Annotated in this window: 14 protein-coding genes; 8 read left to right on the top strand and 6 right to left on the bottom strand. The window is 65.9% G+C overall.

Annotated elements, in window-relative coordinates:
* The first annotated feature begins 3 nt into the window (after window positions 1–3).
* From CFE35_RS19810 to CFE35_RS19830, 5 genes are all read left to right on the top strand, one after another.
* Window positions 4–1239 (top strand): cytochrome P450, encoded by a 1236-nt coding sequence (locus tag CFE35_RS19810; protein WP_292933264.1) that lies wholly within the window; start codon window positions 4–6, stop codon window positions 1237–1239.
* Window positions 1236–2267, top strand: coding sequence for an acyl-CoA dehydrogenase family protein (locus tag CFE35_RS19815; protein ID WP_292933266.1), 1032 nt, complete (start codon window positions 1236–1238; stop codon window positions 2265–2267). The genes CFE35_RS19810 and CFE35_RS19815 overlap by 4 nt, the downstream gene beginning before the upstream one ends.
* Before the next feature lie 22 nt (window positions 2268–2289).
* Window positions 2290–3030, top strand: a complete 741-nt coding sequence (locus tag CFE35_RS19820; protein WP_292933268.1) for a ThuA domain-containing protein — start codon at window positions 2290–2292, stop codon at window positions 3028–3030.
* Window positions 3031–3042: 12 nt separating this feature from the next.
* Window positions 3043–4263 (top strand): acyl-CoA dehydrogenase family protein, encoded by a 1221-nt coding sequence (locus tag CFE35_RS19825; protein ID WP_292933270.1) that lies wholly within the window; start codon window positions 3043–3045, stop codon window positions 4261–4263.
* Between the two features lie 168 nt (window positions 4264–4431).
* Window positions 4432–5202, top strand: a complete 771-nt coding sequence (locus CFE35_RS19830) for a helix-turn-helix transcriptional regulator (RefSeq protein WP_292933272.1) — start codon at window positions 4432–4434, stop codon at window positions 5200–5202.
* 58 nt (window positions 5203–5260) lie between these two features.
* On the opposite strand, the gene CFE35_RS19835 is transcribed toward CFE35_RS19830, so the two are convergent.
* The 3 genes from CFE35_RS19835 to CFE35_RS19845 all read right to left on the bottom strand — a co-directional run bounded on the left by CFE35_RS19835 (window position 5261) and on the right by CFE35_RS19845 (window position 9915).
* On the bottom strand, window positions 5261–6043 hold the full coding sequence (locus tag CFE35_RS19835) for an SDR family NAD(P)-dependent oxidoreductase (protein WP_292933274.1): 783 nt from the start codon (window positions 6041–6043) through the stop codon (window positions 5261–5263).
* A gap of 81 nt (window positions 6044–6124) precedes the next feature.
* On the bottom strand, window positions 6125–7633 hold the full coding sequence (locus CFE35_RS19840) for an acetyl-CoA acetyltransferase (RefSeq protein ID WP_366557168.1): 1509 nt from the start codon (window positions 7631–7633) through the stop codon (window positions 6125–6127).
* Entirely contained in the window at window positions 7630–9915 is a 2286-nt protein-coding gene (locus tag CFE35_RS19845; protein ID WP_292933276.1) for a CoA transferase, read from the bottom strand. The genes CFE35_RS19840 and CFE35_RS19845 overlap by 4 nt, the downstream gene beginning before the upstream one ends.
* 60 nt (window positions 9916–9975) lie before the next feature.
* Here CFE35_RS19845 and CFE35_RS19850 point away from each other — a divergent pair, with 60 nt between their 5' ends.
* From CFE35_RS19850 to CFE35_RS19860, 3 genes are all read left to right on the top strand, one after another.
* Window positions 9976–10602 carry a TetR/AcrR family transcriptional regulator gene (locus tag CFE35_RS19850; protein WP_292933278.1) on the top strand — a complete coding sequence of 209 codons (627 nt, stop codon included), beginning with the start codon at window positions 9976–9978 and terminating at the stop codon, window positions 10600–10602.
* Between the two features lie 91 nt (window positions 10603–10693).
* The gene (locus CFE35_RS19855; RefSeq protein WP_292933280.1) at window positions 10694–11491 is read left to right on the top strand and encodes an enoyl-CoA hydratase/isomerase family protein; all 798 of its coding nucleotides are present in this window, start codon (window positions 10694–10696) and stop codon (window positions 11489–11491) included.
* Window positions 11492–11505: 14 nt separating this feature from the next.
* Window positions 11506–13536: an NADPH-dependent 2,4-dienoyl-CoA reductase gene (locus CFE35_RS19860; RefSeq protein WP_292933282.1), complete on the top strand. Its 2031-nt coding sequence runs from the start codon at window positions 11506–11508 to the stop codon at window positions 13534–13536.
* A gap of 44 nt (window positions 13537–13580) precedes the next feature.
* Here the strand turns inward: CFE35_RS19860 and CFE35_RS19865 are convergent, their stop codons facing one another.
* The 3 genes from CFE35_RS19865 to CFE35_RS19875 form a co-directional block, all read right to left on the bottom strand.
* Window positions 13581–14360, bottom strand: a complete 780-nt coding sequence (locus CFE35_RS19865; RefSeq protein WP_292933284.1) for an enoyl-CoA hydratase — start codon at window positions 14358–14360, stop codon at window positions 13581–13583.
* Window positions 14361–14424: 64 nt separating this feature from the next.
* On the bottom strand, window positions 14425–14691 hold the full coding sequence (locus tag CFE35_RS19870; protein ID WP_292933286.1) for a hypothetical protein: 267 nt from the start codon (window positions 14689–14691) through the stop codon (window positions 14425–14427).
* A gap of 132 nt (window positions 14692–14823) precedes the next feature.
* A complete protein-coding gene (locus CFE35_RS19875; protein ID WP_067905954.1) occupies window positions 14824–15099 on the bottom strand; it encodes an HU family DNA-binding protein in 276 nt (91 codons plus the stop codon).
* Window positions 15100–15284: the final 185 nt, after the last annotated feature.

Here is a 15284-nt window from a genome sequence, read left to right on the forward strand (position 1 = left end):
GCCATGAATGAAATGACCAAGAGCCTGCTCGATCCCGAGGTGATGCAGAATCCGTTCCCGCTCTATCAGTGGGCACACGCCAATTCTCCCGTGGTGATCTTGCCTGAAACCGGCACCAAGGTTGTGATGGGCTACGAGATGTGCTCGGAAGCTGCCGGGAAACCTGACGTGTTTTCCAACGATTTCAGTGGCGTGCTTTCGGGTGCGCTGGCTGAAGATCCGGAAGTGAGCGGCATCCTGGCGCAAGGCTGGCCGCAGATGAACACCCTTCTCACTGCCGATCCGCCAGTTCACACGCGCTTCCGCAAGCTGGTAAACCTCGCGTTCTCGATGCCGCGCGTGAATGCGCTGGAGACTGGCATTCGTGATAAGGTCAATGGCTTGATCGATGGTTTCATCGACAAGGGCAAGTGCGACTTCGTGACGGAGTTCAGCGTTGGCCTGCCGGTGCAGGTGATCTGCGAGCAGCTGGGCTTTTCTCCCGCCGAGCGCGCGGACGTGAAGCGCTGGTCCGATGCCTTTGCCGACCGGCTGGGCCACATGATCCCGCGTGAGCGCGAGATTGAGTGCGCGCACGAGATCGTCGATTTCCAGCGCAAGCTGAAGGTGAAGATCGACGCGCGCCGCGAAAACCCGACCGACGACCTCCTGTCGGACGTCGTCAACGCGCGGCTCGATGGCGAAACCCCGCTGAATGACGCGGAAATCCTCTCGATTGCCCAGCAGTTGATGGTGGCGGGCAACGAGACGACAACGCACTCGCTGGCGGGCGGCATCGTCCACCTCGCGCAAAACCCTGATCAGCAGGCCAAAGTCCGCGCCAATCCGGCGCTGATCGGCAACATGATCGAGGAAGTGCTGCGGCTCGATACGCCGACTGCGGGCATGTGGCGGCTGGTGATGCGCGATACCGAACTGGGCGGGCAGAGCTTCAAGCAGGGCGAGATGGTCATGCTGCGCTATGCCGCAGCCAACCGCGATCCGGCGAAGTACCCCGATCCCGACAAGTTCGACGTGGAGCGCACCAATGCGCGCACCCACCTCGCGTTTGGCAAGGGCATCCACATGTGCGTGGGCAACATGCTGAGCCGCAAGGAAATGACCGTCGCGTTCACCGAACTGCTGCGCCGACTCGATGATATCCGCATCAAGGACGGCGCGGAGCTCCGCGTCTCGCCGAACCTGCTGCTGCGCGGGTTCGTCTCCGTTCCCATCACTTACAAGAAAGCTGCCGCGTGAACTTCGATCTCGACGAGAACCAGGAACTGTTCAAGGCAGCGGTCGAGCGCTTCTGCCAGGGGCAGGACGTGGCAGCACGGCGCGCGGCGCGCAGCCAGCCGGGCGGCATCGACCGCGCGCGCTGGAAGGAACTGGCGGAGCTGGGGCTGATCGGCCTTGCCGCGGGTGAGGCCGATGGCGGCATGGATGGCTCGCACGGCGATCTGGCCGTCGTGGCGCAGGCGCTGGGCCATGCGCAGGCGGTCGAACCGTGGCTGGAGTGCGGCTTCCTGCCCGCACGCCTGCTGGCGGGTACGGCGCATCTTGAAGGCGTGATTGCGGGCGAAACCATCGCCGCCTTCGCCTTTGCCGAACCGGGCCGCCGCTTCGTGCTGGAAGCACAGGGCGTGAAGGTGAAGGGCGGCAAGGTTTCGGGCACCAAGCAGTTCGTGCTGGGCGGCGGCGCGGCGGACCTGTTCGTCGTGACGGCGGAAGAAGACGGCAAGACCGGACTCTATGTCGTCGATGCCAAGGCGGCCGAGGTCGAAGTGCGGCCCTATCCTGTGGCGGATGGCGGCGTTGCGGCGATTGTCACGTTCCACGATGCGGCTGCGGAAGGCCCTCTTTCAGCGGATCTCCACGCCGTGATCGAAGAGGCGCGGCTGATGGCGGCGGCGGAAATGGTCGGCATTGCCAGCCGCTTGTTTGCCGATACGCTGGAATACCTGAAAACGCGCGAGCAGTTCGGCCAGCCGCTTGGCCGGTTCCAGGTGCTGCAGCACCGCATGGTCGATGTCTATGCGCGGGTCGAAAGCGTGCAGTCCGCCGTGCTGCGCGCGCTGCTCCAGCCGGCGGCGCCGATGGCGGCGATCAAGGCCCACGTGGCGGAAAACGCGATCTGGGTCGGCCATCAGGCAGTGCAGCTGCATGGCGGCATGGGCATGAGCGACGAACTTGGCGTGGGCCACGGCCTGAAGCGGATCGTCCTGCTCTCGAAGCTGTTCGGCGATCCCGCCAGTGATATTCTGGATTATGCCCGCGCGGCGTGACGCAAGTTTTGGAGTACGTTGAATGACCAAGCGGATTGACGCCCACTTCGTGGCCGCGGGCAAATATCACGATATCGACTTCGCCCGGCTTGAGGTGCTCAAGCTGCTGGGTGAGCATCCCGAGATCCGCACCACGGTGGCGATGGACTTTTCCAACACCGAGCGGCTGGAACAATGCCAGCTCCTCGTCACTTACACCTGCACCGTGCTGCCGACGCCGGAAGAGACGGTGAAGATCAAGGAATGGCTGGAGCGCGGCGGGCGCTGGCTGGCGCTGCACGGCACCAATTCGATCCTGAAGTTCGTCGAAGGCGGGGTCGATTGCCCCGAAGAACGCGATGATCTGATGGAAGTGCTCGGCACCCAGTTCAAGGCGCATCCGCCGATTGGGCCGTTCCGTGTCGAGGTGGTCGACAAGACCCATGCGCTCACGCAGGGCCTCGAAGATTTCGATATCATCGACGAGCTCTACATCATGAAGGAAAAGGCACCGATCAAGGTCCTGATGCAGACGCGCTTTGATGGCGAGGCAACCGGGTTCACCGAAGCGAACTACGACAATGTTGTTGTGCCGGTGCTGTACCTTCGCGATCACGGCAAGGGCGGCGTGCTCTACAACACGCTCGGCCACTGCCGCAGCCACTTCGATGTCATCGAACTCCTGCCCTTCTGGACACATCCCGAACGCTGCGGCTGGAACTATCCCGTTTACTACGAAACACTGCGCCGCGGCATTCGCTGGGCCATGAACGAGATCGCCTGAGGGACACCGGCTATGGATATGGATTTCTCCCCCGAGGACCTCGCCTTCCAGAAGGAAGTGCGCGCGTTCCTCGATGACAAGCTCAACGCCCGCCTGCGCGAAGGTGCGGCGAACACGCCCAGCGTGTTCACGGAACCGGACATCACCCGCGAATGGCAGGCGATCCTTGCCGAAAAGGGCTGGCTCGCCACTTCCTGGCCGGTCGAGGACGGCGGTCCGGGCTGGACGCCGACGCAGAAGTACATTTTCGAGAAGGAATGCGCGATTGCCGGCGCGCCGTCGCTGCCGATCCTTGGCTTGCGCCTTGTCGGCCCGGTGATCTGCCACTTCGGTACGCCCGAACAGAAGGCGCGCTTCCTGCCGCGCATCATCTCGGGCGAAGATTACTGGTGCCAGGGCTATTCGGAGCCGGGCGCCGGTTCCGACCTTGCCGCGGTCAAGACGCGCGCCGAGCGGGTTGGCGATAAGTACGTGGTCAACGGCTCCAAGATCTGGACCACCCACGCGCACCACGCCAACTGGATCTTCGCGCTCGTGCGCACCGATCCCTCCGTGCAGAAGCAGCGCGGCATCAGCTTCCTGCTGATCCCGATGGAGCAGCCCGGCGTCAGCGTTTCGCCCATCATCACCATGGCGAACGACCACGAAGTCAACGCCACCTTCTTCGACAACGCCGAAACCCCTGCCGACAACCTGATCGGCGAGGAAGGGCAGGGCTGGACCATCGCCAAGTTCCTGCTCGAAAACGAGCGCGGCGGTTCGTGCGCGGCTCCCGCTCTGCTGGCCAAGCTCGACCGCATCGAACGCTGGGCGCGCGAGGAAGCCTCGGGCAGCGCAAATGGTTCTGGCGGCACGATGATCCACGATCCCAATATCTCGCAGCGCCTTGCCCGGCTGCGGCTGGAAGCACAGGCGTTCGAGGTGACTGAACTGCGCATTCTGGCCGAGCTCGCCAAGGGCCGCCCGGCAGGTCCGCAGACCTCGCTGGTCAAGCTCACAAGCTCGAACCTGCGCCAGCAGATCGACGAGCTGGCGGTGGACCTGTTCGGCTATGAAGGCCTGCAGCTCCCCGTCACGCGCCCGCTCTATGGCAACGAGGCACCGGAATTCGTCGGCAGCCGCGCGGCGCAGCTTTCCATGCCGGCCTATCTCAACGGCCGCGCCTACACGATCTTCGGCGGCTCCGATGAAGTGCAGAAGACGATCATCGCGAAGCAGGTGCTTGGGTTGTAACAAACCTGGTGCCGCCCTGTTTCGGACAGGCCGAAACAGCAACAAACTGTGGCGCAGAAGCCCCACTTCCGAACCATTCCGGATGGGGCTTCCGCTACGGCACGCACTAGGTTAGCATGCGAATCGAACCGAATGCCGGACCAACCGGCACAGGCAAGAGGATGCAGCATGGACTGGGCGAACACCACCTTTGAAGAGGTGACGATTCGGGCCGTTGAAGACGTGCGGCCGGCGGCAATCGTCATTCGCGACGTTGCCGCGAAACTGGACTTGCGGATCGCGGTCTGCCCCGACATTTCGTCGAAAGAGCAGATGTGCGATGCCGACGGGAAGATCATCAACGCCGATATCTTCGGCTGGACCGCCGATGGTGAACGCTGGTGGGAAAACGGCACGCTGGCGCTATCCTCGCCGTTCCCGCGCGCCACGCGCTATGAAAGCGAGCCGTTCTGGTGCAACGCCCACGGAGCCTTCACCGTCAGCCGCAACAACTACCTCGAAGACCTGAACTTTTCGGAGTTCCACAAGTTCAGCAAATCGCGCGCGATGATTGTGATCCCTTCGCACCTCTCGTTCGGCCAGATTGCGGCCACGAGCTTCGTGCCATTCGACAAGACCCTGGACGACCTCTCTGCCGTGTTCGCCGAACACGGCGATTTCCTCGGCGCACTCACTCGCCGCTTCGTGGCGAGCTATGTCAGCACGATGCGCACGCAGCAGTGGATCCCCAGCGATTGCCGCCTGTCCAAGCGCGAAGTGGAATGCCTGCGCTGGGCCGCCATCGGCAAGACCGACAAGGAAATCAGCCTGATCCTCGCGCTCAGCCACGCCACGGTGCGCTATCACATCCAGCGCGCGGGCGAGAAGCTGAACGCGGTGAACCGCAGTCAGGCCGTCTTCAAGGCCGGGCAACTGGGCTATCTGGGGGCTGCAGCCTGACGGCCAGCAACTGATGGCGAATGCGAAAGGGCCCGGGGCAACCCGGGCCCTTATCGTATCAGACGCCCATCATGCCAGCGGTGCTCGCCCCGTCGATCCCGTATTCCGAGCCCGAGATGAACCCTGCCTCGTCCGAGGCAAGGAAGGCCACCAGCGCGGCCACTTCCTCCACTTGCGCCATGCGGCCGATCGGGGCCATCGCGTTGAACTGGGCGCGGGCGGCGGCGGCATCGGGCGAGCGGTCGATCACATTGCGGATCATCTCGGTCTCGACCACGCCGGGGTGGATCGAATTGACACGGATCTTCGTCTTCTGGTTGGCGCAGTGGAGCGCGGCGGACTTGGTGAGCGCGATCAGCGCGCCCTTGCTGGCGGAATAGGCGACGAAGTTGCCCATCGGGCGATAGGCGCTCATCGAGGAATTGACGACAATCGAGCCCGCCGCGCCATCGGGATTGGCGCGCATGGCGCGGATGGCGTGCTGGATCGTCAGCATCACGCCGGTGAGGTTGACCCCCATGATGCGCTCCCACGCTTCCATGGTGATATCCTCGACGCTGCTGTCGCCCGATTCGATTCCGGCGTTCGCGAAGGCAATGTCGAGCCGACCATGCTTCGCCTTGATTTCGGCCATCAGGCCGTCCCATGCCGCAGCTTCCTGCACACGGTGAGCGATGAATTCGGCGCCGGTTTCGGCAGAAAGCACCTCGGCAAGCGCGGCGTTGGAGCCGGTGAACACGACCTTCGCGCCTTCGGAGGTGAGCCGCCGCACGGTGCCCGCCCCGATGCCCGAGGTGCCTCCGGTGATCAGCGCCACTTTGCCATGAAACCGTCCGCTCATTGCTCTCTCCCAGAAGTCAGGGGCGCGATGATAGGGCGGCGGCGCGGAGCGGCTACTGGTATTTTGATTTGGAGGCGGGTTTTACCGCGTCCAGACCCGCCGTTCACCCTCCAGCGCAATCACCCCGCCCGTGCCCACCGGCTCGACCGCGCCGTCCATCAAGAACGCAAGCATCCCTGCGTCGGCCACGTCGATATGGCACAGCGTGCGTTTGCCTTCGGGTGTGCGCGCGATGACTACGCCGCTGGACGGCGCGCCGTCGCGGCCATGAAACACGGTGTAGCTTTCGACCGTCGCCGGGCCGACATAATCCTTGTCCAGCTCCGGAATGGCCCCGCGCGCCGCATCGGCTTCGGCCTGATAGTCGAAATCCTGCGGGAACTGCGCCGCCGCCACGGGCTGGCGCGAAACCACGATGCAGTGGTTGTCGGTCGCATAGCCGCCATTGGCAAACAGGAATCCGGTCTTGCCGTCTCCGCTGCGCAGCCGCTCCACCATCGAGACGACCGCGTGGCTCATGTAATTGGCGATGGGGCCGCCGCCGAAGGTCAGCCCGCCGAACACCGTGGCGGGTTTGTCCAATGGCCAGCCGAGCACGCGCCGCGCCATCTTGGGCACGCAGGGGAAGCAGCTGTATAGCTCGACATGGTCGAAGTCCGCGCCGGTCATCCGGTTGAGGACCAGCGTCCGGCGGATCGCGGTGTCCATGCTGGATGATCGGTCATAGCGATCGCGGCGCAGGATGCTGGGGTCTTCCTTGGCCGCCGCGCCCATGCCCACGTAGATCAGGCGCTCCTCAGGGATGCCGCGCCGCCGCGCTTCGGCCAGGCTGGCGACGATAAAGCCCGCGCCCTGATTGACCGACGAGTTGGCGACGGTGAGCTTGGTATAGGGAAAGGCCAGCGGGCGGTTCGACGGGCCCGGCGTGAGGATGTCCTCGGCGCTGACGGCCTTCCGGATCCACGCGCCGTCATTGGCGGCGGCGACCTGGCTCATGCCCGCCCAGATCACGCCGCTTTCCGCCTGCGCCTCGGCCAGCGTCTGGCCATAAGCGGCGCGGCCCGCGTTCTCGTAGATCGGGTAGACATCGACCGGCGCAGTGAGGCCGTGTGCCTGCGCATACGTCGGATCGCGGCGGGTGGAGACGTTGCGAACGGCGTTGTAGCTCTTGTCCTCGCCTTTTGCGGCCAGCGCGGCAAGCCCGGCGGCGGTGCGCAGCGCTTCGGCCCCGACCACGGCGGCAAGGCTCGCCTTGCCCTCGCCGATGTGGTTGGCGGCTTCGTTGAGCAGGCGGATCGGGGTGTCGCCGTGCGGCGCTTCCGATTGGTAGTTGATCGGCGGCGTCGCCCTGATGGCGCGCGCCACCCGGTCACACAAGTTGCCGAGATGGCGGAAGCTGATCTGGTCGACGATGGCGAGGCTTTCGAGGTCGCGGAGCAGATTACCACCTGCGTCCGCTTCGGCAAGGCGCAGGGCGGCGGCCATCAGCCCCGGCGGATCGAGGCCAAGCTCCGGGCTTTCGGGCCGGTCGTTCAGCTGCCCCACGCCGATGATCACGGGGATGCGTTCAGGATCGATCATCAGGCTCATCGGGCAGTCTCCAGATAGGATTTGGTGGCGACCATTTCGCGAATCTTGGCAGGCGTGGTCTCAAGCACACCCTGGGATTCCAGCGCGGCGCATTCCGCTTCGCTCAGGCCGAGCCAGTCCTGCATGACGGCATAGGTGTCCTGACACATGAGCGGGGCGGGGTGGCCTTCGGGATCGGGGATGGACTCCCAGATCGCGGGCCGGCGCTCGGCGGTCATCGCTTCGGGCAGCAGGTCGTGCGGCTCCTCGCGGAACAGGCCGCGCGCGGTGTAATAGGGGTGCTCGGCCAGCTCTGCGGCGCGGAGCATTGGCGCGGCGGGCACTCCGGCGGCTTGCAGCGTGTCAGCAGCGGCGTGGGCGTCCTTGTCTGCCAGCCATTCGGCAAGGCTGGCAGTGCCGATCACGGCGGAGAGGCGCTGCCGGTCTTCGTCGCCGCGCGGGGTGACGACGCACCATGCATCGTCTCCGGCGCAGGCATAAACCGCCCCGGCGTCCGCACTGGCAGGCAGGCCGAGTGCCGTGCTCGCGATTTCGGTGGCGAGCTGGGCCAGCATGACTTCGGCCTGGGAAACATCGGCATGGCCGCCGCGCCCGGTGCGCGCCCGGCGCGCCAGCAGCGCCAGCACCGCGCTCGCGCCGATCCGGCCGCAGACGTGATCGGGGTAGATGGTGACCGAATCGGAAAAGCTCTCGGCATCGTCCGGATAGCGCCACATTGCAGTGAGACCCGCAGCGGCGCGCACCAGCGGGCCATAGCCCATGCGCTTCGACCACGGGCCGGTGCGGCCAAACGCGCTCGATTCGACCGCGATCAGGCGCGGGTTGATTTGCGCCAGGTCCTCATAGCCAAGGCCCAGCGATTCCAGCGTGCCGGGCTTGAAGTTGGAAAGCATGACATCCGCATCCGCCACCATGCGCCGCAGCAGCGCTTTGCCTTCCTCGGACTTGAGATTGAGCCCGAGGCTGCGCTTGCCCCGGTGCCCCGCGCCAAAGCTGCTCGAAAGGCCGATCTTCAGCCACGTTTGCCGCGATCCATCGGGGAAGGCGGCGGATTCGATCTTCACCACATCCGCGCCCAGATCGGCCAGCAGCCGCCCGGTTTCCGCGCCGACGACGATGACGCCGAGATCGAGCACCTTCAGGCCCTCCAGCGGTCTGGCCAGCGAGCGGCCGGGCGTGGCGCTGGCCGGAACAGGGCGCGGGGCCGGGGCGCTGGTGTGGAGCGGCCCCATGCGCTCCCCGTCGATCACCAGCAAGCCATCCGGGAAAGGCACACGGCGGCCGCCGGGGAGGTCAGCCTCGGTGAACGTGCCGCGCGCGCGGATGTGATCGGCGGCGAGGCAATCGGGCAGGGTGTTGAGGCCCGCCAGCGGCACACCGTGCTGCTGGCCCAGCGCCTCGATCTCGGTGCGCGTCTTGTCCGCCAGAAACGCCTGCATCGCGGCGAGCAGTTCCTTGCTCTTGAAGCGGACCATGATGTCGCGGAACTCGGGGCCAGCGAACGCTTCGGGCGATCCCATCATCCGGTGCATCCCCTCCCACTGGCGCGGGGCGAGCACGCAGAGGCGGACATAGCCATCGGCCACCGGGATGATCGGATATTGCATGCCCAGCGGCGGGCGGCCGGGGGGCAGTGACGCAGCGGGGCGGCCATTGGTGGCGCTGCCGGAAATGCCGAACGCAGGATCGAGCGCCTGCATCGCGCCATCGAGCGCGGCATAATCGACATGCCCGCCCACGCCGCTCACCCGCGCCTGCGTCAGCGCGGCCATGGCGACATAGGCCCCTTGCGCGACGGCGCATTGCAGCGCGATCTCACCCGGCGGCAGCAGCGGCGCGCGGCCCTTGATGCCCGAGCGCGAAAGCTCCGTCGTCATCGCGTGGAGCACGCCGTCGGTCCACTGCCAGTGCGAGAAGGCGTTGCCGTGGCCGAAGCCAGTGGCCGTCATGTGGGCCAGCGCCGGGCTTGCCGCGCGCAAGGCCTGCCAATCCACGCTGCAACCATCGGCGGAGGTATCTTCGATTATCAGGTCCGCACCGGCAAGGCGCGCGGGCAGCGCAGCTGCGTCCACCTGCTCGATTCGCTTGCCGAGATTGGCGGTCCAGTAGGCCAGTTCGCCGCGCGGGTCGCCCATGGGGCAGGCGCCCCTGCCGTCCACTTCGAGGCGGATCACCTCGGCGCCCAATTCGCGGCAGATGCGGGCGATTCCGGCGAGCGGACTGGCGACGAGGTCGATCACCACGAGGCCGGAGAGCGGACGACTGGCGGCCTCTTGCTGCACGTTCGAACCCTCTCGAATTATTATTGGACGGATGGTGTCCATAAAATATACAAGAGCGTCATGCAACGCCCTTCCGCCGATCTTGCGCCAGCAAGGCCCCAAGGCCGTCCGCGCGGTCGTCCGCGCAATCCGGACGTGGAAGCGCGCATTCTGGCCGCTGCGGCGCAAGTCTATGGCGCAGGCGGCTGGGCCGGCTTCAGCCTCGATGCCGTGGCGCGCGCGGCGGGGATCGGGAAATCGACACTCTATGCGCGCTGGACGAGCGGGGAAGACCTGCTCTGCGCGATGGTCGAGGAGCGCTGGCAGGACGTGGCCAGGATCGACACCGGGAGCCTGCGCGGCGATCTCACCGCGTTCGGCTCGCTGGTGCTCACGCGCTATCTGGAGACGGGCGGCGGGGTGGCGCGGCACATGCGGCGCGATCTGGCCGGGCATCCGGAGCTTGCCGCGCGGATCGGTCCGGTGCTGGGGGCCTTGACCGAGCAGGCCATCGCGATCCTGCGCCGGGGCCGCACGCGCGGCGAACTGCGCGAGGGCGTCAGCCCTGCGCTCGCTTCCGACATGCTGCTTTCGGCGATGGAAACCCATGCCGGGCGCATCGGTCCGGGGGAAACCATGCGCGAGGACGCCATCACGGCTTATGCCGCCCGCGTGGCGGACCTGCTGATCGGGGGCATCGGGACATGAGCGATGCTGTCAATATGGGCAGGTTTGCAGCGCGGCCTCTCGTGAAAGAAATGCAGGGCGCGCCCGCAGAGGCGCTTTGGGGGAGCGGGGCATGACCTGGCGAACGATCACGGTGGAAAAGCGCGGCGCGGCTGACTGGCTGACGCTCAACCGGCCGGACCAGCTCAACGCCATCTCGCTGGAGATGGTGGACGAACTCAGCGCCTATTTCGGCGCGCTCTATAACGACCGCGAGACGCGCGTGGTGGTGATGCGCGGCGCGGGCCGCGCGTTCTGCGCGGGGCTCGATATCAAGGACCGGCAATCCGCGAATGCCCCCGATCCGTTCGGCGGCGGTTATGGCTTTCAGGGCCATCTGGCCGACGTCTACGTGAAGATGCGGCGCTGCCCGCAGCCCATCGTCGCGCTGGTGCAGGGCGCGGCTTGCGGCGGCGGCTTCGCCTTTGCGCTGGCGGCAGACATCCGCGTGGCGGGTGAGAGCGCGAAGATGAACGCCGCTTTCATCAAGCTCGGCCTCTCCTCGTGCGACATGGGCGTCAGCTATTTCCTGCCGCGCCTCGTCGGCACTTCTGTCGCTTCGGAACTGATGCTCACCGGTCGCTTCATCCACGCCCCGCGCGCGCTGGCGACGGGCCTTGTCAGCGAAGTCGTGCCCGATGACCAGCTGGAAGCGGTGGGCGAGGGCTATGCCGCCGAACTGCTCGCCGCCTCGCCCAAGGGACTGCGCATGACCAAGGAAGGGCTGAACCTCGCGGTCGATGCGCCCAGCCTTGAAGCGGCCATGGCGATCGAGAACCGCAACCAACTGATGACCGCCGCCAGCCCCAATTTCGCCGAAGGCATGCGCGCCTTCCTCGAAAAGCGCGCGCCCAACTATATTCCAGATTGAACGGAAACCCGACGATGACGCACCCCAAATACCCGCGCGTGTTCTCGCCCCTCACCATCCGTGGGCACCGGCTCAAGAACCGCATCATCATGGGCTCGATGCATTCGGGTCTGGAAGATGTGCCCAATGCGGCAGAGCGGCTTTCGGCCTACTTCGTCGAGCGCGTGAAGGGCGGCGTGGGCATGATCATCACCGGCGGCATCACCCCGCACGAAAGCGGCGGGCGCGGCGCGAAGCTCAGCGAGCCATCGGAAGTGCCGCTGCACCGCACGGTGACCGATGCCGTCCATGCAGCAGACCCCGAGGTGAAGATCTGCATGCAGATCCTGCATTCCGGTTCGATGGCCAATGTGCGCGAACCTGTCGGCCCTTCGCCGGTGCGCTCGCGCCTTGCGCGCAATGCGCCGGTGGAACTGGACGAGGCCGGCATCGAGGAACAGATCGCCGCCTTCGCCAATTGCGCGAAGCTGGCGGCAGAGGCGGGCTACGACGGGGTCGAGATCATCGGCTCGGCCGGCTATCTGATTTCCACCTTCCTCGTCGAAAAGACCAACCAGCGCACCGACCGCTGGGGCGGATCGTGGGAAAACCGCATGCGCTTTGCGGTCGAAGTGGTGAAGCGCGCGCGCGCCGCGCTGGGCGACGACAAGATGCTGATCTTCCGCATTTCCGCGATGGACATGCTGGAAGGCGGCCTCGCATGGGAGGAAGTCACAAGCCTCGCCAAGGCGCTCGAAGCCGCTGGTGCGGACGTGATCAGCACGCACTTCTGCTGGCACGAAAGCCAGGTGCCGACCATCGCCACGATGGTCCCGCGCGCGGCTTTTGCCGGGGTGACGGGCCGCTTGCGCGAGGCGGTTTCGATCCCGCTCATCACCAGCAACCGCATCAACATGCCGCATGTGGCGGAGGAAGTGCTTGCGCGCGGGGACGCCGATCTCATCTCGATGGCGCGGCCGATGCTGGCCGATCCGGACCTTGTGAAGAAGGCATGGGAAGGCCGCGAGGACGAGATCAACACGTGCATCGCCTGCAATCAGGCCTGCCTCGATCACACCTTCACCGGCCAGCTCACCAGCTGCCTCGTCAACGCGCGCGCCTGCCGTGAGACCGAGATCACGGTGGAGCCTGCCGCCACGGCGCGGCGCATCGCCGTCGTCGGCGCGGGGCCGGCGGGCCTTGCCTATGCCACCATCGCCAGCGGGCGCGGGCACAAGGTGACGCTGTTCGATGCGGCCAACGAGATCGGCGGGCAGTTCAACCTCGCGCGCAAGATCCCCGGCAAGGAAGAGTTCGACGAGACGATCCGCTACTTCGGGCGCATGATCGAAGTGAACGGCATCGAGCTCAAGCTCGCCACGCGCGTGAATGCCGACATGCTGGCGGCGGGCGGGTTTGACGAGATCGTGATTGCCACCGGCATCACGCCGCGCAAGCCGGAGATCGACGGCATCGATCACCCCAAGGCGGTGCGCTATGTCGATGTGATCACCGGCAAGGCCGAAGTCGGCCAGAAGGTGGCGATCATGGGCGCGGGCGGTATCGGTTTCGATGTGGCCGAACTGATCACCCATGTCGGCACGCCCGGCTCGCTCGATATCGATGTGTTCGCCAAGGAATGGGGCATCGATTTCAAGAACCACCCGCGCGGCGGCGTGACCGGGGTGGTGCCCGAAGTCGCCTCCAGCGGGCGCGAGGTCTGGCTGCTCCAGCGCAAGGCAAGCGCAGTGGGCAAGGGCCTTGGCCGCACCACCGGCTGGACGCACCGCATCACCCTGCAGCGGCGCGGCGTGCAGATGCTCGGCGGAGTGGAATATCACCGCATCGACGACGACGGCCTGCACATCAGCATCGAGGGCGAACCGCGCCTGCTCGATGTCGATACCGTGATCGTCTGCGCCGGGCAGGAACCGGCGCGCGGGCTTTACGACGAGCTGGTCGCGCGCGGCCTTTCGCCGCAGTTGATCGGCGGGGCTTTCGAAGCGGCCGAACTCGATGCCAAGCGCGCGATCCTGCAGGCAACCGAACTGGCAGTCGCGGTGTGAACACCTCTCCCACTCCTCTCCCCTGAAGGGGGGAGGGCCAAAGGCTACTGGCTGCGGCCGCGCGCCTGCACGGCAAGGCGGCGCGCCTCGACTTCCTCGGGGCGCACGGCAGAATTGGCGGCAGACGAGCGGCTGGCTTCGAGCGCCATGCCCTCGCCGAAGGGCAGGGCATAGCCTTCGTCGATCAGCGCCTTGTAGTTGCGCAGGAACGTCGGGTCGATCGAGGCCATGTCGCGCGCCAGGGCTTGCGCGGTGGGCAGCAGGGCTTCGGGTTCGACCACCCGGTTGACGAGCCCCCACGCCTCAGCCGTTGCGGCATCGAGGAAATTGCCGGTGAACGAAAGCTCCTTGGCGCGGCTGATGCCGATCAGGCGCGAGAGCTTTTGCGAGAGGCCCCAGCCCGGATAGACGCCGACGCGGGCGTGCGTATCGGCAAAACGCGCATGGGTGGAAGCGATCAGCACATCGCAGGCAAGCGCGACTTCAAAGCCGCCAGTGATGGCGACGCCATTGATCGCGCCGACGACCGGCTTGCGGCAGATCTCGATCGCCTTGACTGGATTCTCCGCAGCGCCCTCGGCATTGGCCGCGCCCAGTGCGCCTTCGGTCGAGCCGAGTTCCTTGAGATCGAGCCCGGCGGTGAAGGCGCGCGGTCCCGCGCCGGTGAGGACGACAGCGCGCACATCGTCATCGGCATCGAGCGCGGTCATCACCTCGGCCAGCCGGGCGCGCAGGGCCTTGGACAGCGCGTTCATGGCCTCGGGCCGGTTGAGCGTGACGGTCGCGACGCCTTCGGCGATGTCGACGAGGATGAGGTCGGTCATGGGGCAGGGTCCTTTGGCTGATCGCGCCGGTTTGATCATGCGGCGCGGCGCGGCGCACCTCTGTTTATTGCGGAGGATCGGCCATTCCGGCAAACAGGTCCATGAAATCGCGCGCGGCATTCCGCTCGGCGGGATCCTTGAACGCCACATCAAGATCGGGCGCGGTGCCGAGGATATGCATCAGCGCCCAGAGCGCGAAGCGGCGGGCGGAGTCCTTCTCCAGCCCGAAATCGACCGAGAGGCGTTCGGAACCGGCGGCGAGTTCGGCGGGGGAAAGCCCGCCAAGGTCCGCCGTGCCGAAATAGCGGCGCATGAGATCATCGAAGCCCACCGGGTGCCTCTCCCTGAAAAACGTGAACGGCCCAAACAACGCGGTGCCAGAAACGCGAACGGCACGCGGAAGGGATGCCTCCGCGTGCCGTTCCGGCATCAGCCTGCGCCCGGACGAGCGCAGATGAAGCGATTAGCCGTTCAGCTTGTCCTTGACCGACTTGGCGGCAGCAAAGGTCAGCTTGCGCGAAGCGGCGATCTGGATGGTGGCACCGGTCGAGGGGTTGCGGCCTTCGCGGGCCGGGCTTTCCTTGACCTTGAACTTCCCGAAGGCGCTCAGGGAAACTTCTTCGCCCTTGGCAGCCGCATCGGCGATCGCCGCGAACACGGTGTCGACCAGCTTCTTGGCATCGGCCTTGGTGAGGCCCGCGCTGGCAGCAACGGCTTCGGCGAGTTCAGCAGTATTCATGATCCCAATTCTCCAACGGTTGGACGGGCCGGTTAGCTTGGCAAGAGCCCGGCGTCCAGCCTTGAACGAGGAGAATACGCCGGATTCTGGGGGAATTCGGGAGGAATCGAGCCGGGCCAGTCCAAGCTTTGGTGCAAAGGCCGCGCTTGCCTGTGGTTAGGGGTCTATCAAGCAAGGTCCGGCTG

It is taken from the genome of Novosphingobium sp. PASSN1 (assembly GCF_002278815.1).

What these genes read in the sequence shown, in the direction of transcription:
- CFE35_RS19810 (WP_292933264.1), top strand. Translation starts at nt 4, where the DNA reads ATGAATGAAATGACCAAGAGCCTGCTCGATCCCGAGGTGATGCAGAAT.
- CFE35_RS19820 (WP_292933268.1), top strand. Translation starts at nt 2,290, where the DNA reads ATGACCAAGCGGATTGACGCCCACTTCGTGGCCGCGGGCAAATATCAC.
- CFE35_RS19825 (WP_292933270.1), top strand. Translation starts at nt 3,043, where the DNA reads ATGGATATGGATTTCTCCCCCGAGGACCTCGCCTTCCAGAAGGAAGTG.
- CFE35_RS19830 (WP_292933272.1), top strand. Translation starts at nt 4,432, where the DNA reads ATGGACTGGGCGAACACCACCTTTGAAGAGGTGACGATTCGGGCCGTT.
- CFE35_RS19835 (WP_292933274.1), bottom strand. Translation starts at nt 6,043, where the DNA reads ATGAGCGGACGGTTTCATGGCAAAGTGGCGCTGATCACCGGAGGCACC.
- CFE35_RS19840 (WP_366557168.1), bottom strand. Translation starts at nt 7,633, where the DNA reads ATGAGCCTGATGATCGATCCTGAACGCATCCCCGTGATCATCGGCGTG.
- CFE35_RS19850 (WP_292933278.1), top strand. Translation starts at nt 9,976, where the DNA reads ATGCAACGCCCTTCCGCCGATCTTGCGCCAGCAAGGCCCCAAGGCCGT.
- CFE35_RS19855 (WP_292933280.1), top strand. Translation starts at nt 10,694, where the DNA reads ATGACCTGGCGAACGATCACGGTGGAAAAGCGCGGCGCGGCTGACTGG.
- CFE35_RS19860 (WP_292933282.1), top strand. Translation starts at nt 11,506, where the DNA reads ATGACGCACCCCAAATACCCGCGCGTGTTCTCGCCCCTCACCATCCGT.
- CFE35_RS19865 (WP_292933284.1), bottom strand. Translation starts at nt 14,360, where the DNA reads ATGACCGACCTCATCCTCGTCGACATCGCCGAAGGCGTCGCGACCGTC.
- CFE35_RS19875 (WP_067905954.1), bottom strand. Translation starts at nt 15,099, where the DNA reads ATGAATACTGCTGAACTCGCCGAAGCCGTTGCTGCCAGCGCGGGCCTC.